General features: G+C 64.2%; 20 protein-coding genes. 10 read left to right on the plus strand and 10 right to left on the minus strand.

Going from position 1 to position 20,145, the window contains the following annotated elements; translation table 11 throughout:
* Positions 1-2,112 (minus strand): beta strand repeat-containing protein (locus tag LPZ50_RS02445; protein ID WP_419195556.1); only part of this gene is annotated, 2,112 nt, incomplete at its 3' end.
* Positions 2,113-2,327: 215 nt separating this feature from the next.
* Here LPZ50_RS02445 and LPZ50_RS02450 point away from each other — a divergent pair.
* Positions 2,328-3,326, plus strand: a complete 999-nt coding sequence (locus LPZ50_RS02450) for an AraC family transcriptional regulator (RefSeq protein WP_230657167.1) — start codon at positions 2,328-2,330, stop codon at positions 3,324-3,326.
* A gap of 18 nt (positions 3,327-3,344) precedes the next feature.
* Here the strand turns inward: LPZ50_RS02450 and LPZ50_RS02455 are convergent, their stop codons facing one another.
* From LPZ50_RS02455 to LPZ50_RS02465, 3 genes are all read right to left on the minus strand, one after another.
* Complete coding sequence (locus LPZ50_RS02455) at positions 3,345-4,214, minus strand: tripartite tricarboxylate transporter substrate binding protein (protein ID WP_230657169.1); 870 nt, start codon at positions 4,212-4,214, stop codon at positions 3,345-3,347.
* Positions 4,215-4,489: 275 nt separating this feature from the next.
* Positions 4,490-4,918 carry an aconitase X swivel domain-containing protein gene (locus tag LPZ50_RS02460; RefSeq protein ID WP_230657171.1) on the minus strand — a complete coding sequence of 143 codons (429 nt, stop codon included), beginning with the start codon at positions 4,916-4,918 and terminating at the stop codon, positions 4,490-4,492.
* A gap of 2 nt (positions 4,919-4,920) precedes the next feature.
* Positions 4,921-6,162, minus strand: coding sequence for an aconitase X (locus tag LPZ50_RS02465; RefSeq protein WP_230657173.1), 1,242 nt, complete (start codon positions 6,160-6,162; stop codon positions 4,921-4,923).
* A gap of 157 nt (positions 6,163-6,319) precedes the next feature.
* Between LPZ50_RS02465 and LPZ50_RS02470 the strand changes: the two genes are divergently transcribed.
* Positions 6,320-7,222 (plus strand): LysR family transcriptional regulator, encoded by a 903-nt coding sequence (locus tag LPZ50_RS02470; RefSeq protein ID WP_230657175.1) that lies wholly within the window; start codon positions 6,320-6,322, stop codon positions 7,220-7,222.
* Between the two features lie 8 nt (positions 7,223-7,230).
* Here the strand turns inward: LPZ50_RS02470 and LPZ50_RS02475 are convergent, their stop codons facing one another.
* Complete coding sequence (locus LPZ50_RS02475; protein WP_230657176.1) at positions 7,231-8,172, minus strand: LysR substrate-binding domain-containing protein; 942 nt, start codon at positions 8,170-8,172, stop codon at positions 7,231-7,233.
* A gap of 142 nt (positions 8,173-8,314) precedes the next feature.
* On the opposite strand from LPZ50_RS02475, the gene LPZ50_RS02480 reads away from it, so the two are divergent.
* From LPZ50_RS02480 to fhuE, 3 genes are all read left to right on the plus strand, one after another.
* Positions 8,315-8,986 carry an RraA family protein gene (locus tag LPZ50_RS02480; protein ID WP_230657178.1) on the plus strand — a complete coding sequence of 224 codons (672 nt, stop codon included), beginning with the start codon at positions 8,315-8,317 and terminating at the stop codon, positions 8,984-8,986.
* A 64-nt stretch (positions 8,987-9,050) separates the two neighbouring features.
* Entirely contained in the window at positions 9,051-9,731 is a 681-nt protein-coding gene (locus tag LPZ50_RS02485; protein WP_230657180.1) for an RraA family protein, read from the plus strand.
* A gap of 175 nt (positions 9,732-9,906) precedes the next feature.
* Entirely contained in the window at positions 9,907-12,099 is a 2,193-nt protein-coding gene (gene fhuE / locus LPZ50_RS02490; protein ID WP_230657183.1) for a ferric-rhodotorulic acid/ferric-coprogen receptor FhuE, read from the plus strand.
* Positions 12,100-12,110: 11 nt separating this feature from the next.
* Here the strand turns inward: fhuE and LPZ50_RS02495 are convergent, their stop codons facing one another.
* The 3 genes from LPZ50_RS02495 to LPZ50_RS02505 all read right to left on the minus strand — a co-directional run bounded on the left by LPZ50_RS02495 (position 12,111) and on the right by LPZ50_RS02505 (position 14,109).
* Positions 12,111-13,376: a TIGR03862 family flavoprotein gene (locus tag LPZ50_RS02495; RefSeq protein ID WP_268903159.1), complete on the minus strand. Its 1,266-nt coding sequence runs from the start codon at positions 13,374-13,376 to the stop codon at positions 12,111-12,113.
* Positions 13,377-13,453: 77 nt separating this feature from the next.
* Positions 13,454-13,867 carry a hypothetical protein gene (locus LPZ50_RS02500; protein WP_230657185.1) on the minus strand — a complete coding sequence of 138 codons (414 nt, stop codon included), beginning with the start codon at positions 13,865-13,867 and terminating at the stop codon, positions 13,454-13,456.
* Between the two features lie 32 nt (positions 13,868-13,899).
* Positions 13,900-14,109: a hypothetical protein gene (locus tag LPZ50_RS02505; protein ID WP_230657186.1), complete on the minus strand. Its 210-nt coding sequence runs from the start codon at positions 14,107-14,109 to the stop codon at positions 13,900-13,902.
* A 141-nt stretch (positions 14,110-14,250) separates the two neighbouring features.
* Between LPZ50_RS02505 and LPZ50_RS02510 the strand changes: the two genes are divergently transcribed.
* From LPZ50_RS02510 to LPZ50_RS02530, 5 genes are all read left to right on the plus strand, one after another.
* Positions 14,251-14,775, plus strand: a complete 525-nt coding sequence (locus tag LPZ50_RS02510; protein ID WP_230657188.1) for an alpha/beta hydrolase — start codon at positions 14,251-14,253, stop codon at positions 14,773-14,775.
* Entirely contained in the window at positions 14,772-15,671 is a 900-nt protein-coding gene (locus LPZ50_RS02515; protein ID WP_230657192.1) for a LysR family transcriptional regulator, read from the plus strand. The genes LPZ50_RS02510 and LPZ50_RS02515 overlap by 4 nt, the downstream gene beginning before the upstream one ends.
* A gap of 321 nt (positions 15,672-15,992) precedes the next feature.
* The gene (locus LPZ50_RS02520) at positions 15,993-16,868 is read left to right on the plus strand and encodes a Bug family tripartite tricarboxylate transporter substrate binding protein (RefSeq protein WP_230657194.1); all 876 of its coding nucleotides are present in this window, start codon (positions 15,993-15,995) and stop codon (positions 16,866-16,868) included.
* A gap of 41 nt (positions 16,869-16,909) precedes the next feature.
* Positions 16,910-18,271: an acyclic terpene utilization AtuA family protein gene (locus LPZ50_RS02525; RefSeq protein ID WP_230657196.1), complete on the plus strand. Its 1,362-nt coding sequence runs from the start codon at positions 16,910-16,912 to the stop codon at positions 18,269-18,271.
* A gap of 5 nt (positions 18,272-18,276) precedes the next feature.
* Positions 18,277-18,603 (plus strand): DUF4387 domain-containing protein, encoded by a 327-nt coding sequence (locus LPZ50_RS02530; RefSeq protein ID WP_230657198.1) that lies wholly within the window; start codon positions 18,277-18,279, stop codon positions 18,601-18,603.
* A gap of 8 nt (positions 18,604-18,611) precedes the next feature.
* On the opposite strand, the gene LPZ50_RS02535 is transcribed toward LPZ50_RS02530, so the two are convergent.
* Both LPZ50_RS02535 and LPZ50_RS02540 read right to left on the minus strand, forming a co-directional pair.
* Positions 18,612-19,187, minus strand: a complete 576-nt coding sequence (locus tag LPZ50_RS02535) for an amino acid synthesis family protein (protein ID WP_230657200.1) — start codon at positions 19,185-19,187, stop codon at positions 18,612-18,614.
* Positions 19,188-19,229: 42 nt separating this feature from the next.
* Positions 19,230-20,138 carry an NAD(P)-dependent oxidoreductase gene (locus LPZ50_RS02540; protein ID WP_230657225.1) on the minus strand — a complete coding sequence of 303 codons (909 nt, stop codon included), beginning with the start codon at positions 20,136-20,138 and terminating at the stop codon, positions 19,230-19,232.
* Positions 20,139-20,145 lie beyond the last annotated feature (7 nt).

A 20,145-nucleotide genomic window follows, 5' to 3' on the forward strand; every position in this document is an offset into this window, starting at 1 on the left:
CGCCGAGGCCGCGCTGCCGCCGCCGCCGCCGATCGATTGCCCCAGCAGGCCGATGGCCGCGTCGCCCTGGGTAGCCACCACGCCGGTATTGGTCAGGGTGACCGTGCCGCCGCCGTTGTTCTGCGAGTCGAACACCGATCCGCCGATGGCAAACAGGCCGGTGGCCGATCCCGCCGCGCCGCCGCCACCTCCGATCGACTGGCCCGCCATGCCTGTCGACGCGTAGCCATTGGTAGTGACCGTGCCCGCGTTGTCGATCGACACCGTACCCCCGCTTCCGCCGGCGCCGCCGTCGCCGCCCAGTGCCAGGATCAGCCCCTTGCCGACGCCTCCGGTGCCGCCGCTGCCGCCGATCGACTGTGCCAGCAGGCCATAGGCATGCAGGCCGTTCGTGCTGATGGTGCCCGAGGTGGAAATCGTCGAATTCGTGCCGGACCCGCCGTTGCCGCCATTGCCGCCCGCGCCGGCCAGGCCGTCGGTGAAGTCGGTGCCGATTCCACCGCCGCCGCCGATGGATTGCGTCACGATGCCGGCGGCATAGTCGCCCGTTGTCGTGATGGACGAATAAGTCAGCGTCGTGGCGAACGCCGTGCCCGCGTCCTGGCCGGTGCCGCCCTGCGCGGTGCCCGGGCCGCCGAATCCGCCCACGCTTTGTGCCAGCAGGCCGTAGCCGTACGATCCATTGGTCGTCACCGAGGAAGCCTGTGTCGATGGGCTACCAGAATAATCCAGCGCGATCGACACATTGCCGGCCTTCCCGCCATTGCCGCCATCGGTGCTGTCGTCGGAGTTGTCGCCGGCGCCGCCGTCGGCCCCGCGTGAAAACGCGATCACGCCGGCGACGTTGTCGCCGGTGGACTGGACCGATGTGTTGTTCAGCTGGATGGTGACCGAACCCGCGTTGCCGCCCTGGCCGCCGCTGCCACCATGGGTCGACTGCTCGCCGCCGACCCCTCCTCTGGAAATACCGAATACCCCGGCGCTGGTTCCGCTGGGGGCTTGCGCACTGTCGACGATCACCGAGGCGTGCGCCGGGTTGGTGGCACCTTGTGCGGGCCCCACATTGATCTGTACCGACCCAGCATTGCCGCCGTTGCCGCCCGAGTCGTAGGTGTACTCGCTTTCCCCGCCCACGCCGCCGATACTGCGCGCGATGATACCAACTACGCCTTCCGAGGTCGTTTCGGTAGCGGGATTATTCCAATAGATCTGTACATTGCCCAGGTTGTTCAGGGTCACGCCACTCGCGCTCCCCCCTTCGCCGCCGACCGAGCCCGTTTCTTGGCCTTTCGCGAATTTGCCGCCCTCGCCGCCCACGCTTTCGGCCGCCACCCCCCAGGCCCTGACGCTGCCCGTCAGCCGCGCGCCGCTGGCCCCCAGGGCAACGTCAGCATTGTTGTTCAGCGTGACCGTGCCCGCCGTGCCGCCGTTGCCGCCGTAGTGATCGATGGCATGGTGATGGGCGGCGCCGCCGTTGCCGCCCGCGGCCTCGGCATAGACACCCAGGATGCCGGCCGAGTAGTTGCCATTGGCCCCTTGCGCCATCGTCACAGCCGCGTTGTTTGTCAGAATCGCCTGGCCGCTATTGCCCCCGGGCCCGCCATCGTCGTCGTGGTCAGGCGTATAGCCTACCCCGCCACGGCTCGCGGCGCGCACGCCTATGCCCATTTCGTTCGCGGTGCCGGTCAACGTAAGGAATACGCTGCCGTTGTTGGTGAGCGTCGTGTCGAAACTCGCGCTCCCATTGAAATAGTCGTCGGTGCCGTCCGGCCCCTGGCTGATGACTTCGACGCCGATGGCATCGGAACCGGGGGTCAGTTCCAGGGCCGCGTTATTGGTAACGTCGAGATTGTATGAACCGTCGCCGTCGATCAGGAGCACCGATGAATTCACGGTCTGGCCCGCGCTGTTGTCGCATACCAGGCTACCCTGCACGGTACAGTTCAGGTTCTGCTGCTGGGCATGGGCAACCGTACCCGCCGAGCACCATGCTGCCAGCAGTAATCGGCTTGCATAGTTCAGCGTCAGCTCGGCAGAACCCCGGGCAGGCGCTGGGGTATCCGTAAACAGGCGGCGATACGCACGATTCGACAACTTCGATTGGTTCTGCATTGATACACCCAGAAGTGCGTTCGGCCGTGGCGCACCGGGACGGGTACAGGCCGAAATAGACATGAATGGCGGACATGCGCAGCGCGTCATGGTCATGCCTGCACGCCGGATGGTCTATCGGTTTTGCGCCGTCGGGTATCGGAAAAACGCTTTTTTCTTTTGCGCCGCGGCAATTGCCCGGTAATATCGAAGGCACCCCGCACATGTGAAATCAGATGATCGCCGCCCTGTTTGCCCAAGTGCCATTCGAACAACATCGGATCGTGGACACCGCCGACCCCGATGAGGCGCGGCAGCAAATAGGCCAGATACTCAATTCGTACCGGCTGCAAGTCGAACACGGACGCATCCTGCACAGCCGGCTGGATCTTCTCCCTTGCGGAGACCTGTCGCTGATCAAGCTCAGGCATGGGTATGGGGCGGACATCAGCATCGACCCTGATTGCCAGTGCCTTGACGGCTATTACCTGCTGGTGCTGCCCACCCAGGGGCGGGCGGAGTTCCATTTCGACGGGCACCGCATCGAAGTTGCCCCGAACAAGGCCTTCCTCATCAGCCCCGACAGGCGGTTCCACTTCAAGGTCAGCCACGACTACGAACAGATTCTGCTGCGCCTGGACCGCGCGGCCATCGCCAGCGCCTGGCACCGCCTGACGGCCCAGGAACAGGCGCCCGACATCTGTTTCGATGCGGTCATTCCCTTGTATACGGCGGGCTGGCAGGCGTTGCTACCCATGCTGCAATGGGTGGTGCGGTGCTCGGGCCTGGACGCGGGCCGGAACGCCGGCCAGGCGGCCTTGCTGGCCCAGACCGAAATGCTGGTGGCCACCACCCTGCTGCTGCACCAGCCGCACAGTATGGCGGCGCAACTGTGGCCGGCGCCGCCACCCTCTGCCCCCCAGGCCTTGCGCCGCGCGCAAGCCTATATGCTTGAGCACCTGGGCGACCGCCTGCCGGTGGCCATGGTGGCCAGCCATTGCGGCCTGTCGGTCAGGCGCCTGCAAGCCTTGTTCCAGGACGAATGCGGACAATCGCCATTGCAATGGCTGCGCATGCAGCGCCTGCAAGCGGCCCGGCAGGCCTTGTCGCAGCCCCGCAATGCGCGGCGCGTCAGTGACATCGCAAGCGGCCTGGGGTTCGCCCACCTGGGCGAGTTTTCACGGGCTTACCGCCAGGCATTCGGCGAAACGCCGCAACAAACGCGCGGCAAGTAACGAGGCCTGCCGCCCGCATCAATCTACGCGCGCGCCCGAGATCTGCACCAGCTTGCCCCACTTGCCGATTTCCTGGTCAACAATCTGCTTGAACTCGGCCGGCGTATTGCTGATGGGCGTGGATCCCTGTTCCGCCAGGGTCTTGCGCACGGCGGGATCCGTGGCCACCTTGTGGATGGCGGCGGCCAGCTTGTCCACGACCGCCGGCGGGGTGTTCGACGGCACGAACACGCCATTCCAAAGCGTCACTTCGAAACCGGGCAATACCTCGTTGATGGCTGGCACGTCGGGCAGCCTGGACGAGCGCTGCGCCGTGGTCACCCCCAGCCCGCGGAGCTTGCCGCTTTCCAGAAAAGGCAAGACTTCCACCAAGGGGGAAAACACCGCCTGGATCTGGCCGCCGATCAGATCCGTATTGGCGGGCGCGCCCCCTTTATATGCCACATGAACCATATCGCCCTGCGCCATGCTGCTGAACAGCGCGCCTGACAGATGCGACGCCGAACCGCTGCCGGCGGAACCGTAGTTCACTTTGCCCTTGTTCTTCTGTACGTAGGCGACGAACTCTTGCAATGTCTTGGCAGGCTGGCTGCTGTTGACGGTAAGCACGTTCGGGATCTGGGCAAACTGCGAGACCGGTACCAGGTCCTTGCGCAGGTCGAACCCCATGTTCTTGTACAGCGAGACATTGGTGGCCATGGTGCTGGTGGCGAACAGGATCGTGTAGCCATCCGGTGTTGCCTTGGACACGTAGGCCGATCCTATGTTGCCGCCGGCGCCGGCACGGTTTTCGACGACGACCTGCTGCCCGAGCTCGGTGGCAAGCTTTGCCGCCAGCAGGCGCGCGCTGGCGTCGGTGCTGCCGCCCGGGGCAAACGGCACGACCATGGATATTTCCTTCCCGGCCGGCCAGTCCTGCGCCTGTGCGGAACCACCTACAGCCATCAGGCAAGCCGCCAGGGAAATGGAAAAACGGCAATGTTGAATCACGTCTGTCTCCTGGAAATTTGAAGAGTTGTTGGGTTTTCATCCAGGGACCGGCCAGCATTTGTCCACAGGCCGCCCGGCCCCTTGTCCTGCCAAGGAGTACTGCCAAGAAAATCGGGAACCGCTCCGGTTGCGGGCCCCCTCCCCGGGGCCCGGACGGCACGTAGCCTGGCGGTTTAAGGTTGGACGGTGCGCGTCACGCTGACGGTGCCCGCATCGGCATCCAGCTCGATCAAGTCGCCGTCTACGATCGCGACAGTGGGATCCTTGTCCAGCGAGGCAACCACCGGGATGTTTCCGATGATGGCGCCTATGGTGGTGATGGCTTCGGGAACGGCCTGGACGAATGCCACGGGCGCCGTACCTCGCGACACCATGTCGTAAATCTTGTATGAACCGCCTGTCGAACCCTTGCCGGTCGAGAACACCAGTACCTTGCCGGCGATGTTGCGCCCTTGCAGCTCATGCCCGGGTTCAGTGACAACGCCGGTCATGTTGTCCACGCCGCCGTTGAAACTGATGGCCTCTTTCGTGACGATGGCCACGCCGCTGGCCTTTCCTGTGACGATCTTGCGGCCTTTCAGGGTGAATGTGCTTGTCGTCATGGTCATCTCCAGACCCCGTCCACGGCGGCCTGCATGACGCGCCCCAGATTGCCGTAGTGCGTGGGCAGCCCGAACTGCCCCGGCGCATAAAAAGCCATCTTGGCCGAATTGGTGGTCAGGGTGCGGTAGCCCTTGTTGGGTGCGATGACCCGGCTGCGTGCCAAGAACGGACAGGTTTCCCGCACCACGATGCCTCCGGCTTCTTCGATGGCCTTGATATAACCCATGCGCTCGGCCATGGCGTACATCGAGCCAGCCGTGGTCACCCACAGCGCCACGCCGTCGTGCACTTTCCTGCCCTGCAGCGCCTCGGCCACCTCGCGTATTTCTTGCACCGAGGCATTCGGGCATCCAACCAGGATCCAATCCACGTGGTCTGATTGTTCTTTGTTCAGGAACGCCTCGGTTTTCTGTTTCTCGGCCAGGTCGAACACCAGTACTTTTTCGGGCTGCTGGCCGCCGAAAGCATCTTCCAGAGTGGGCGCTTCTGGCGTGACACCGACGGCGTGGAACATGCTGACCGCGCCCGAAGAGGCCAGCGCGGCGCTGAGCGCCTTCAGCTCCTCCAGGGTGGGGGTGGAGGGAACGCCGGTGAACACAGGGGTGTCCTGTCCGGCGATTTTCCCCGCGAAACAACCCAACGTGCCGTAGTCCGTCATGTCATTGAGCGGCGTTTCAACCTTGATCAGGAATTTTCCGTAGCGGTTTTCCTTCAAGTGAAAGCCATATTCGGGCGTGCGTCCCGTCAGCGCCGACGCCAGGCCGCTGGGCCCTCCTTCGCGGTTGGTACGGGCGCCACAGACGGAATTCGCGTACACCACCGCCGACGACTCGCCCCAGGCCAGATGCTCGCCGAAGCGGGGGCTGTTACCCACCAGGTAGGGAATACAGGTATTGCAGGTGTTGGCGCCCATGCCGGCGTAGGCATCCGTCAGGCGGGTTTGCAGCACGCTGTCCGATTCGGGGATGCCTATCTCTCGCCATTGTGTGGGATCCACCGCGGTGGGATTGGTGGTTACCCGTGTCACGAAGGTGCCGCCTTGCGCACGGATATCTTCCACGAACCGCGTGCCTGCCTCTTCGGCCACCAGTACGGACGAGCCGGCCATATGCACGTTGTTGACCGGCACCAGCCGCCTGGCGCCGAATCCTTCACCCAGCGCCACCAGGATTTCCATGGCTTTCTTGACCGCGAGGCCTTTGTCCCCGCTCAGCATCCGCGTTTCTTCGTCCGTCAACAACATGAAGCAAGTCTCCGTCAGCACAGTGAGCCATTGCACCGATCGCGCAGCAGCTGCAGTCAGGAGAATTGTGGGATCCGGATTAATATAAAAAAAGCGATAAATTGGAATCCATATATATCTCTTTTCAGTATGCTTTCCAGGCCACCGAGATTACGCCATGGTCACGTTCAAACAGTTGGAAGCCGTCTTCTGGGTAGTGCAGCTGGGCGGCTTCGCCCAGGCCGCGAACCGGCTGCATACGTCTCAATCGGCGGTATCGAAGCGTGTGCATGAACTCGAGGCGTTGTTCGACACGCCCTTGTTCGACCGTTCGATGCGCTCGGCCCGGTTGACGGAAAAGGGCGAAGAAATGTTCTTGCTGGCAAGGCGCCTGCTGGAACAGCGGGACGCGGGCGTCGAGCAGTTCCAAAGCCCGGAAGTGCTGGAGCGGCATGTGCGAATCGGCGTAACGGAACTTACCGCAATGACCTGGCTGCCCCGCCTGGTCAGCACAATCCAGGCCGGCTACCCCAGGGTCGTCATCGAGCCTCACGTGGATGCCAGCGCCATCCTGCGCGACAAGCTGCTGGCCGATGAAGTGGACCTGGTCATTGCCCCCGACATGTTCAATGACCAGCGCTTCGTGTCCAAACCCCTGGGCACTGTCGAGCATGCCTGGATGTGCAAACCTGGCCTGCTGGGGCGTCGCAATCGGCTGCGGATGCGCGAACTGGCCGAATACCGCCTGCTGACGCAGGACAACCGCTCGGGGCCTGGCCAGTTGTACAGCCGGTGGCTGCGCTCGATCGGCGTGGAAACCCCTAATACCTTGATGAGCAGCAGCCTCATCGCGCTGATAGGCCTGACCGTGTCAGGCATGGGCGTCAGCTACCTGCCCAGGAAATGTCTGGCCCCGATGGTGAAATCAGGGGCATTACAAACCCTGGTGGTCAGCCCCGCGCTGCCGCTGGCACCCTACGCCGCCATTTGCAAGGCAGACCGTCCCAGCAACCTGGTGTCCTCCATCATCAGGCTGGCTCAGGACGCATGCGATTTCGGCCAGACTTTCCAGCTGGGTTAGCCAGCCAACTATGCCGCCTGGGGGCTGGTTCGCCCGCCGCGGATCTTGCCTGGCCGATGCGTACGCAGCCAGGCCACCGCGGCATCCACCAGGGGATGATGCCGATTGATATTCCATGCTGCCGCGGCCACCACCACAATGACACGCTCGTACAGGGGCCGTATGACCACGTTATCGGGCGCCAGTTTGCGCGTGGATGCCGGCACCAACGCAACCCCCTGCCCGCAACTGACATAAGCGATCTGGGACGTGACCGAACGCACCTCGTGCAGCACGCGGGGGGCGAATCCATGGGTTCTGCAAACATTGGCAAGCATGTCGAAATACACCGGGCTGACCTGCCTGGACGACATGACCAACTGCTCCGCCGCCAGGGATTTCAATCGCACCCGAGGCTGCGCGGCCAGGGGATGTTCCTTCGGCAAGGCGACCGCCAGGCGGTCTTCCGCCATGGGAATCGTCTGGATGCCATGGCCGACTTCGCCATCCAGCCGCACGAACGCCAGGTCCAGTTCGCCGGCCTGCAGCCCGGGAATGGCCTCGACGCTGTCGATTTCCCGCACGAATACCGTCACTTGCGGATAGGCCTGCCGCAGATGAGTCAGCAGCGGAGGCACCGTATCCAGCATGGCGGACGTAATCGCCCCCACGTGCAGTACCCCGGTGTGGCCGGCCGCCACCTCGCGCACCACGCGTTCAAGATGTTCTACCTGCACGGCGAACTGGCGCACAGCCGGCAATATTGCGGCCCCCGCCGGGCTGAGCTTCGTGCCGCGCCGGGAACGTTCGAACAGCCTTAGCCCCAGCGCGTTCTCCAGCACCTTGATCTGCTCGGTAAGCGGCGGCTGCGACATGGCCAGCCGCGTGGCGGCACGGCCGAAATGCTGCTCTTCGGCCACGGCCAGGAACATCCATAGCTGCCGGACCAGCCTGAAATCGATATTGCTCATTTTGCGTCCCCGCCGGCTGCTGGCAGCGCCAATCCGCCATGCCGGTTTTATTCCAAAATTCGTATCACAGCCATAGATGAATAGTATTTTACATATCAATACTCGCAGGCAATGATTTCCGTGCTTTCACGGAGATCTGCACATGCCCGCCGCAATTTCACTGCTGGACCGCCTGGCTTCGCTGGACACCAACACCGTGTCCGACGCTCTGGACTTTCTGGATTTACCCGGCGCAACCTATGGCCTGCGCCCCTTGTGGGACTGCCCGAAGATCGTCGGCCGCGCATCCACCATCCAGCTGGGCCCCAAAACGAACGTCAAACCCACCGTGCACCTCATTTCACCCGTCATAGACGCGGTGGTTGCCGACGACCGCATCCTGGTGATCGCCGGCGGCATCGAAGGGGTTTCCTGCTGGGGCGACATCCTGGCCAATGCGGCAATCGCCAAGAGAGTCCGCGGCTCGATCATCGACGGGCTGAGCCGCGATATCGACGGCAGCGAGTCCGTGGGATACCCGGTATACGGGCGTGGCGTCACCATGATCAGCGCGCGCAACCGCGTCATCCAGGTCGATTCGGGCAAGCCCGTGCAGATGGCGGGCGTCACCGTCCATGAAGATGATTACGTCATTGCCGATCGTTGCGGCACGGTGTTTATACCCGCGGCGCGCATTGAAGATGTACTGGATCTGGGCGAGCGCATTGCCGCGCGGCAGGACGGCATGGTTACCGCTGTGCGCACTGGCCGGCCGGTGGCTGAAGTGATGCACGACAAGGAATTCGAGGCCATCAAGACCGGCAGGGCGCCCTAACGCCAGGCATGGGCAGACATGGCACAAGACATCTTCCATTCGAACCCGACATCAGGAAACCATCATGGCTAATCCACTGAAAGCCAGCGCCGCAGACCAGGAATTGATCGCCCTGTTCAAAGGGCTGGACACCCCCGGCGTTTCCGACGCCATGGACAAGCTTGGCCTGCACGGCCAGGCACTGGGCATCATGCCGCTGGCCGATTACACGACCGTCGTGGTCGGGCCTGCATTCACCGTGAAGTACGTGCCGGCCAGCACCCCGCCCGGCACGGTTGGCGATTTCATCGACGAGGTGGCGCCGGGTGACGTGATCGTGATCGACAACGACGGCCGCCTGGACTGCACCGTCTGGGGCGACATCATGACGCAGTACGCCGGATTGCGCGGCATCGCAGGTACCGTCATAGATGGGGTATGCCGGGATGTGAACAAAGCCTTGAAAGACAACTACCCCTTGTTCACCGCCGGGCGCTTCATGAGGACAGGGAAAGACCGGGTGCAGGTAGAGTCAGTCAATACAGTGGTTGGCATTGGATCCGTGCGCGTCGCGGCCCGGGACATTGTGGTGGCGGACGCCAACGGCGTCGTCGTCGTTCCCCGCGCGCGGGCCCGTGAAGTGGCGGACCTTGCCCGCAAGATCGAAGACGCCGAATCGCGCATCCGGGACCAGATCGCGCAGGGAAGCACGCTGGGCGAAGCGCGCAAGGCGCTCGGGTATCACACGCTGCAGGCCAAGGCCTGATCGGGTGGCGAGGCTGGGGCTTCCTCTGGGCGGCCCCAGCGGCCGATCCGGTCAAGAGCGCCCTGTACGTACCGGCCGCCCCAACTACGCAGAATCTGCTTTCAATCAAACGCAGATCAGAATCGTTTCGATTTATACTCCCATCCTGAATCAAAAAACAAGGGAGTGGAAATCCATGCAGGTCAGTAAATCCGGGGGGTCGGCGAGCCCGCGCCCGCGCTTCGTACTGCGCCCCGTCAGCGCCGTTGTGCTGATGGCCCTGGCCTCGGGCGCCGCGGCCCAGGACGCCAGCGTGCCTACCCTGTCGTCGGTAGAGGTAGTGGGCGACAGCACGCCCCTGACCACTACGGAAGGCACCGCCAGCTACACGCCGCGCGCCACGGACGCCGGCACGGGCCTGACACTGTCGCTGCGCGAAACGCCGCAGTCGGTCACGGTGGTAACGCGCCAGCGTATCGAAGACCAGAACATGCGCTCGCTGGTGGACGTGATGAGCAGCACGCCCGGCATCTCTGTGCAGAATTACGACGCCGAGCGCTATACGTTCAGCTCGCGGGGGTTCCCGATTACCAACTACATGTACGACGGCATCCCTACCTCGTTCGAAACAGGCTATGCCGCCGGGGAATCATCGGTAGACCCCATCATCTACGACCGCGTGGAAGTAGTGCGCGGTGCCACCGGCCTGATGACGGGCGCGGGGGACCCATCCGCGTCGATCAATCTGGTGCGCAAGCACGCCACGGCACGCGAGTTCACGGCCGACCTGAGCGTGGGCGCCGGCACGCACGACACCTATCGCGCCACCGCCGACCTGCAAACCCCCTTCAATGCCAGCGGCACCGTGCGCGGCCGCATCGTGGCGGCCTACCAGAAGAACCATTCGTACCTGGACCACTACCAGAACGAGAAAAAAGTCTTCTACGGTGTGGTGGATGCCGACCTGACCTCGCGCACGACGCTGAGCGTGGGCTTCAATTACCAGGATAACGACCCCCAGGGCAGCAGCTGGGGCGGGTTCCCGCTGTGGTACGCGGATGGCGGGCGCACCGACTGGAAGCGTTCGCTGAATACCGGCGCCGACTGGACGTCATGGGCCAGCACCACGCAAGGCGCATTCGCGCAGCTGGAGCACCGTTTCGACAGCGGCTGGCGCGTGGTGGCGGTGGCCAGCCACAGCAAGCACGAAATGGACGGCAAGCTGCTGTACCTGACCGGCTGGCCCGACCGCAACACCGGCCTCGGCATGGGCTCGTCACCGGCCTGGTACATAGGCGACCGCAAGCAAAACAGCTTCGACGTGAAAGCCTCCGGCCCGTTCACGCTATTCGGCCGCCGCCACGAACTGGTGGTGGGGGCCAGCGCCAGCCGCCAGTACGCGCACTTCGATTACCACGGCGCGCTTACCTCTAGCCCGGTGGGCAACTTCTTCGACTGGGATGGCTCGTATCCCGAACCCGAGTGGGACAGCAACGCCGCCACCGCGTCGCGTTACACCACCAAGCAGGCCGGCGTGTACAGCGCGCTGCGCTTGAACCTGGCCGATCCGCTGAAGCTGATCGTGGGCGGCCGCTACAGCACTTGGAAAACCGACGCGGTGGGCTGGGGCGGCACCAACGGCTACAACTTCGACAAGAACGCCTTCACGCCGTACGCCGGCCTGCTGTTCGACTTGAACGAAAACTATACGGCCTACGCCAGCTACACCGAGATCTTCAACCCGCAGGCCTACCAGGACCGCAACGGCGGCTGGCTGGACCCGCTAGAGGGGAAATCGTACGAGGCCGGCCTGAAAGGCGAATGGCTGGACGGCAAGCTGAACGCCAGCGCCGCCGTATTCCAGGTAGAGCAGGACAACGTAGCGCAGCCCGACAACGGCTACTTCGTGCCGGGCACGCCCAACCAGGCCTACCGCGCCGCCCAGGGCACGCGCACCCGCGGCTTCGATCTGGAAGTATCGGGCGAGATCACCCCCGGCTGGAACATGGCCGCGGGCTGGTCGCACTGGACGGGCCGCGACGGCGACGGCGCCGCCATCCAGACCAACCAGCCGCGCAGCCTGGTGCGGTTGTTCACCACTTACCGGCTGCCGGGCGACTGGAGCAAGCTGACGGTGGGCGGCGGCGTGAACTGGCAAAGCCACGTGTATACCGATGCCACCGGGCCGAACGGCGAAGAACGCGTCAGCCAGGGCAGCTATGCCATTACCAACCTGATGGCGCGCTACCAGTTCAACCGCAGCCTGTCGGCGCAGTTGAACATCGACAACGTGTTCGACCGCAAGTACTACAGCCAGATCGGTTTCTACAACCAGGGCGCGTGGGGCGAGGGCCGCAGCGCCATGCTGACGATGCGCTATCAGTACTGAAGCAAGGCCGGTCAGGGGGCGAGCAAGCGTCGCACCCCTTCCCCCGCCACCACCCCGCTGGCCATGCAGGCCGTCAGCAGGTAACCGCCGGTGGGGGCTTCCCAGTCCAGCATTTCGCCCGCGCAGAAAACGCCCGGCATGCCATTGAGCATCAGGGCGGCGTCGGCCGCTTCCAGCCGCACCCCGCCGGCGCTGCTGATGGCTTCGTCGATGGGACGCGCGCGCAGCAGGCGCAGCGGCAGCCCCTTGATGCGGGCCGCCAGCAGCGCCGGATCCTGCCAGGCCTGCGTCTCCGCGCATTCGCGCAACAGCACCGCCTTGGGGCCCCTGAGGCCCAGCCGGCTTTGCAGATGGCTGGCCATGGAGCGCGCGCCCCGCGGGTGGGACACCTGGGCCAGCACGCGCTCGGCGGAAAGATCGGGCAACAGGTCGATCCAGGCCTGCGCCGCGCCATGCGCGTCGATGGCGTCGCGCAGCCCGGCCGACAAGGCATACACCAGGCCGCCTTCGATACCGGATTCAGTCAGCATGAACTCGCCGCGCCGCCAGGTGCCGGGCACACCGTTGTTGTCCAACGCCATGGCCACCGATTTCACGGGCATGCCAGCGCAGCGCTCGCGCAGATGAGGGCTCCAGTCGGCCTCGAAGCCGCAATTGGCCGGCCGCAGGGGCGCCACGTCTACCCCATGGGCGTGCAGGCCGGCGGCCCAGGCGCCGTCTGACCCCAGCCTGGCCCAGCTGGCGCCGCCCAGCGCCAGGATGGCGGCGTCGGCGCTCACGGTCAGCGCGCCATGCGGCGTATTGAAGTGCAGCGCCCGCGGGCCGGCCGTCTCGTCCGCAGCCCAGCCCGTCCAGCGATGGCGCATGTGAAAGCGCACGCCCGCGGCGCGCAGCCGCGACAGCCACGCCCGCAATAGCGGCGCGGCCTTCATTTCGCGCGGGAACACGCGGCCCGACGAGCCGACGAATGTATCTATGCCCAGGCCGTGGGCCCAGTCGCACAGGGCCTGGGCATCCAGGTGCCGCAGCCAGCCCGCCACGGCGTTGCTGCGGTCGCCATAGCGTTGGCGGAAGCGTTCGGCCGGTTCGCTGTGCGTCAGGTTCAGCCCGCCACGGCCGGCCAGCAGGAACTTGCGCCCCGCGGACGGCATGCCGTCGTACACATCGGCCGCAATGCCCTGCCGCGCCAGGGTTTCTGCCGCCATCAGGCCGGCGGGGCCGGCGCCGATGATGGCGACGCGAACGGAAGCGATGGATGCGGGCGAGGAGTCGGGCATGAAAAGGGAAGTGAGGCGCGTGCAGGGGATTGTCGCACGGCGCGGTAGCGGCCCGCCCTGTCCACGCACGGCGCTGCTTATTTCAAGCGCATGAACTCCCATTCGCCGCCAAACGCGGACGCCGAGATGCCGAAGTCGTAAGTCTCGCCCGCCTGGACATTCACGTCTTGATAGTGAATGGGCTGGCCGGCTTCATCGACCTGGACACCAAGATTGTGCGCGCCAACCGGCACGTGCAGGTCGACCCTGCGGTTGGATTCGCCGTTGGCCACATGCCGGCCGTCCAGGTAGATGCGGACGGTCTTGCCGCTGTTCCAGGCGCCGGAGTCTCGCGCGATGCGCACCGTGCCGCGCTGCGGGCCCGGCGCGGCCAGGGCTGGATCCAGCACGGCCGAAGGGCCAGCCGGCGGCACCGATGCCGCGTTGATCGTGGGCCCCGAGCAGCCCGCCGCCAGAACAAGCGCACCACACGCCAGAACCGTTCGAAACATGATCAGCACCTTGCGAAATAGCACACCGCACTTTAGCGCAAGCGCCCCTGTTCTTGTTCATACAATGCGATGGTGCCTTGCATGGAAGCCCGGGAACCTACCAGGCAAGCCACGCCCTGCCGGGTGTGCCACAGTTCGTACCGGTAGGCGCCGTCAAGCCACACCCGGCAGATTGTCCAGCCGGGCGCGCCGGCCCAGTAGTAATCATCGCCCTGCCGCCATTCGGCCATGGAATCGCTCATTGCCGCCCCCCGGACACGTTGCACGGCCGGGAAGCGCGACATTCCGGGCCGTATTGGAAGTGATTCTAGGGATGGATATACTGTATGTCCATACAGTAATTTCTTGTGGCCCAGCGGGCCCTATCAATCGGTTCTATCAGCATGACCGCTTACCAGTTTGACCTGATCGCCCGTTTGCTGGGCATTGCCGCCCCTACGCGCGCCGCCGCGCGGGCCGTGCTTATCGATAACCAGGCGCCTGCCGCGGCGGCCCGCCTGCAAGGCTGCGCGGAACGCGAGCTTGAAGCGGCCGTAGAGCAGATGCAAGCTCTGGAACTGGAAATACGGGGCGCCTTCGTGCTGCACGGCCCCACGGAATTCCGTGTCACCGTGGGGCACGCAGACAGCCACCGCATGCCGGGCGCGGCGGCACCGGCCGTCGGCCAGGTCGTGCGCCTGGTGGCGCACTCCACGGAACGCTGGATACCCGTGCGCGTGCTGGCGGCGCCGGACACCCCTGGCGGCTACTACGAAGGTGTCATCGTGGAACAGCTGGTAAAGGCCAGCCGGTTCCAGGCGGGCGACCGCGCGCGATTCGGCGAGGACCAGGTCATGCATCCCGATAGCAGTGCCCGGCCGGGAATCCCTGGCCGGCTGAATCCGCGCTTTCGAGGCAGACAGACATGAACCTACGCCAGATCGAAGTCTTTCGCGCCGTCATGCTGGCTGGCTCGGTCAACGGGGCCGCACAGCTGCTGCATGTGTCCCAGCCCGCCGTCAGCCGGCTTATCTCTTACACGGAACAACGGCTGGGTTTCGCCCTGTTCCAGCGCCTGCGAGGCAGGCTGCACCCCACGCCCGAAGCGCAGAGGCTTTTCAACGAAGTCGAGGTGCTGTACCAAAGCGTACAGCGCATCAACAGCCTGGCAGGCGACATGGCCAACCAGACGGGGGGAGTACTGCGGCTGGCCTGCAGCCCCAGCCTGGCCTACGCCTTGATGCCGCTGGCACTCTCGTCATTTGCCCGGCGTTTTCCAGATGTGCACATCGTGCTGGAAGGAATGCTTGCCGATCCGCTGCTCGACGCGGTATTGACGCAACGCGTCGATGTTGCCGTGGCCATTGTGCCGGTGCAGCACCCGCGCATACAGATACACAAGCTCTTTCGAAACCGCGTGGTGGCGGCACTGCCGCCCGGGCACAAGCTGGCCAGCCGCAAGCGCTTGCGGGTTTCGGATCTGGAAGGTGAACGCGTCATCGGATATAGCGCCGACACGCCGCTGGCCCATGCCATTGGCCGGCTGTGCGACGGCGCTCGCGTTGCGCAACGGTGGGTAGCTGAAGTGAAGCAGACACATGTGGCCTGCGCCATGGCGCAGCAGGGCCTGGGCATCGCACTGATAGACGAGCAGGCGCAGATCGGCGCCGCCTGGCCCGAACTTACCGTGCGCGAACTGACGCCCACGATCGATCTCCAGGTACGTGTCGGCTATTCACGTCACGAGCCCTTGTCATCAATGGCGCAGGCGTTCGTCGATACGCTGCAAGCCTTGGAACACCCATTCCTGGTTCCGGCCGCCTAGCCAGACGGCCCCGGTTTATACGGGATTACGCTAATCCCGTTTTCATGGGCCTATCCGCCAAGCCAGCATCGGCGCGGGTATTAACGTCGTGTTATGGAAATTTTCCATAACGGCATACGACAGTTTTTGCCAAGCTTCCTAGAATCCCCTGCAGTCGTAGCAACGGCTGCCAGGTGTCTTCGGCACCTGGACACAGACAAGGGGTTGATCATGAAATTCGGCATCACAGACTCGCGTCGGTACTTGGCTGCATCAGTCCTGTCCTGCTTGCTGCTACCCGCATCAAGCCTGGCCTCGTCTTTTCCCGATAGGCCAGTAACCATGATCGTTCCCTACCCGGCCGGCGGTTCGCTGGACACCATAGGCCGGCCGCTGTCGCAACAGTTCGAACAGAGCACGGGGCAAGCGCTGATTCTTGAGAATGTGGGAGGCGCGGGCGGGTTGATAGGCGCCGGCCGGGTCGTGAAATCCCCAGCCGACGGCAATACCCTGCTGTTGGCCAGCAACGGCCAGGTCACTATCGCCCCCCTGGTTTACAAAGACATGGCCTACGATCCGAAGACCGACCTGGTGCCTATCGTGCATCTGGTGGATCAAACCGCCGTCCTGTATGCCAGTTCCCAATCGCCTTACAAGACTTTTGGCGACGTTGTGCAAGCGGTAAAAGCCGGCAAGGGCGCCCTGCAGTTCGCATCCAGCGGCACGGGCAGCATTTCCCACCTGGCGCTCGAACTGCTGGCCCAGCAGATGCAAACCCAGTTCAGCCATGTCCCCTACCGGGGCGCCGCGCCCGCCCTGCAGGACCTGGCGGGAGGACAGGTGCCCTTGTTGTTCACGTTTGTCGGCTCGGCAAAACCCATGGTGGCGTCAGGCCGGGTGCGGCCGCTTGCGGTTGCGGCCCAATCACGCCTGCCGTCATTGCCTGATGTGCCCACGTTCGCGGAATTGGGCTACCCCGAAATGCAGGCCTCTGTCTGGATCGGCCTGATGGCGCCCAAGGACACCCCGCCGGACCGGATAGGCCGCCTTGCCGAGATCGTCGACCGCATCCTGGCCGAGCCCGGCTTCCAGAAACTGATGGCCGACAACAACATGGAAATCAAGGGCGGCTCTGTCCAGGCCTTCCGGAACATGATGGATCAGGATGGAAAGCGCTGGGCCGATCTGGCCCGCAAGGCAAGCCTGGCCTCGAATTAAGTCATCTCCGCCTGTTGGCGTTTATCTCTAGGAAGGCAAGAATGAAGCAAATCATCGGCGTTGCCCCATCAGGATCGATGGGCAGCGGCTATAACCTGGAATCTTTCAAGCGTGCCATGCAGGCCAGCCCGGATTTCATCGGCCAGGATGCCGGGTCAACCGACATGGGGCCCTACTATCATGGCGCCGACAAGCCCTTTCTGCCCTTGTCGGCCTACCGCCGCGATCTGGCCGTCATGTTGGCGGCCGCCCGGGCAGCAAAAATTCCGCTGCTGATCGGCTCGGCCATCACGAACGGATCCAATGCCACGCTGCAGCAAATGGTCAAGCTGGTCCATGAAGTCGCCGCCGAGCAGAAGCTGTCGTTCAAGATGGCGGTGATCGGTGCCGAAATCGACAAGGCTTATCTGAAACGCAAGATCGCCGCCGGGCCTGTCGAACCCCTGGGCCCCGAAAGCATCCTGACTGAGCAGATGGTGGATGCGGCGGGCCCCGTCATGGCACAGATGGGCGTGGAACCCTTCATGAAGGCACTGGAAGCCGGCGCGGAAGTGATCATCGCCGGGCGCGCCTGCGACGACGCGGTATTCGCCGCATTTCCGATCCTGCGCGGCTTCGACCCCGGCCTGTCTTTGCACTGCGGCAAGATCCTGGAATGCGCCGGCCTGTCGGCCGTGCCGTACGACCTGGGCGAGCCCATGATCGGCCGCGTACGCGAAGATCATTTCGAGGTGGAGCCCGGTAATGCCGCAAGCCGCTGCACCACGGTATCGGTGGCCGGACACTCTTTGTATGAACGCACCGATCCGTTCCTGCAGGCCGGCCCTGGCGGCATCAATGACCTGACGCACTCCACATTTGAACAAGCGGAGGACCGCATCGTACGCGTGCGAGGCAGCAGTTACATCGCCGACCAGAACTACCGGGTAAAGCTGGAAGCGGCGGAACAAGTGGGATACCGCAGCATCGTCGTGGTTGGAATACGCGACGCCGTGATGATCCACCACCTGGACGATGTTCTGCAGCATGCCCGCGAACGCGCGGAAGAACGCTTCGGCATGAGCGCCAACGGCATCAACCTGCTGTTCCGGAACTATGGGAAGAACGGCGTAATGGGAGACCTGGAACCCGATACGGGCCACGTGCCCAAGGAGATCGGCCTGGTCATCGACGCCGTGGCCCCCGACCAGGATACCGCGACCGCCGTCGCCATGTTCACGCGGGGCGTGCTGCAGCATGCGGATTATCCGGGCATATTGACGACCGCGGGCAATATGGCCTACCCGTTCTCGCCCTTCGGCATTCCGGTCGGGCCGGCGTTCCGGTTCTCGATATATCACCTGATGCCGGTAGCGGACGGCACCGAGTGCTTCCCCATTCACTACGAAACCATCCGGAATTGACGCACATGGCCAATCAGACCAGACCCATGACGGACTACGCGAAAGTGGTACGCAGCAAGAACTCAGGCCCATTCGACCTGACCTTCGACATTATGTTCGACCGGGACGAGCCCTATCTGCACGTAAAGCGCAGTGGTGTCGTCAACGTGGAAAATGTCGCCAGGGCATTCTCGATCGCGCAGCAAGATGTGCTGGTCTGCACACCTTTCGATGCGGCCCGGGCATTCAAGATAACCATCAAACGTCCGGTCAGTTCCGGCGACCTGGCCGACCGCGATGTGTACGGCTGCCAGCAGCATGTGCCACTGGCGCGCCTCCGGGTTCCAGCCTGACCCTCGTGTCAGCGCTGGCCGTCGTTGGCGCTGACTTCTTCTTTCAGCAGGCCGCCCAGGCGCGAATGCACGCGCCCGCCGGTGGCCATGCCCAGCGCAAACATCACTTCGTCGGCGCGCGGCGCATCCACGGCGCCGACCTCGATGGAATTGAAATGGCTGCGCACGTACGACGCGTGAATGTAGTGCAGAGGCATGATCAGGCGAAAACCCGCCGCCGCAGTGACCTGCGAGGCCGGCACCATGGCCTTGGGGTTGCCCAGCACTTCACGCATGGCCCAGCCGCCGGCCTCGTGCCACACGGCGCCATGCTCGGCTTCTCCGTCCAGGCCCACGATGGCCGCCTTGCCGTAGGCCTCGACCTTGTCCTTGCCCAACGCCTGGGCCAGCTGTGATGCCAGGTCGAACCCCACGTCGCGCAGCGCCTTCATGAAAGGGACCAGGTCGGGCTCGTAACGGCCAGCGTAAGGGTTCTTCACCACCGCATAGGCAACGGCGCTGAGCAGCGGCGTACCGGCCGCCGGCCCGCCGTCGCTGTACAGCGTTTCGATGGTGAGTGCTTTCTTGCGTATCTGGATATCCATGCGAAGGTCCTTGTAGGTAATGGCGGAAACCGGCGCGGGCGCTTACAGCGCGGCGCCCAGGCGGGCGGCCAGGTAGCGGTAGATTTCGGTGTTGTCGGCGTCGACGGGCAACTGCGTGCAGGCGTGCTGCCACAGTTCCTGGCACAGCGCCAGTTGCGGCGGATTGAAGCCGGCCTGTTCTCGCAGGCCCGCGGCAATGCCCAGGTCTTTGGCCATGAGATGCAGGCCGAATCCAGCCTTGAAATCCCCGCCGTTCAGCATGTGCTGCCTGGCCTTGGTTTCGGTGGCGACATTGCGGCCGCTGGAAACATTCATCACGTCGATAAGCACGCCCAGGTCCAGGTCCATGCTTTTACCCAGCAGCAAGGCTTCGCTCATGGCCAGCAGGCCGGCCGCATACACGTAGTTGTTAAGCGCCTTCATGCCGTGGGCGGATCCCACCGCCCCGGTCTTGATCAGTTTGGCGCCCATCGCCAGGAACAGCGGCCGCATGCGCTCGATGACTGCGTCTTCGCCCCCCGCCATGATGGCCAGAGTGCCGTCGCGCGCCTTGGGCACACTGCCGGACACCGGCGCATCCACCAGATTGATGCCCGTTTCGCCCAGTTCGCGCGCCAGCTGGCGGGTATCCATGGGCGAGCTGCTGCTCATGTCGATGACGGTGGCGCCTGCGGCAAGCCGTCGGCCCAGGGGTGTGCCGCCCTGCTCGCCTAACAGGCATGCGCGCACGGCGGCTCCGTTGGGCAGCATGGTGATCAGCACATCCAGGCCCGCCAGCGCGTCCTGCCCTGGCGCCAGTCCGGCTGCCTGCCCGTTTTCGCGCAACTGGGCCATCCGGGCGGCCGACTTGTCATAACCCAGCACTTCTGCGCCGGGCAATTTGCGGGACAGGTTCTGGAACATGGGAAACCCCATTTGCCCCAGACCGATAAAACCTATGCGCATAGCAATTTCCCCC

It is taken from the genome of Bordetella petrii (assembly GCF_020991325.1).
Classification (GTDB): Bacteria; Pseudomonadota; Gammaproteobacteria; order Burkholderiales; family Burkholderiaceae_B; genus Bordetella_A; species Bordetella_A petrii_E.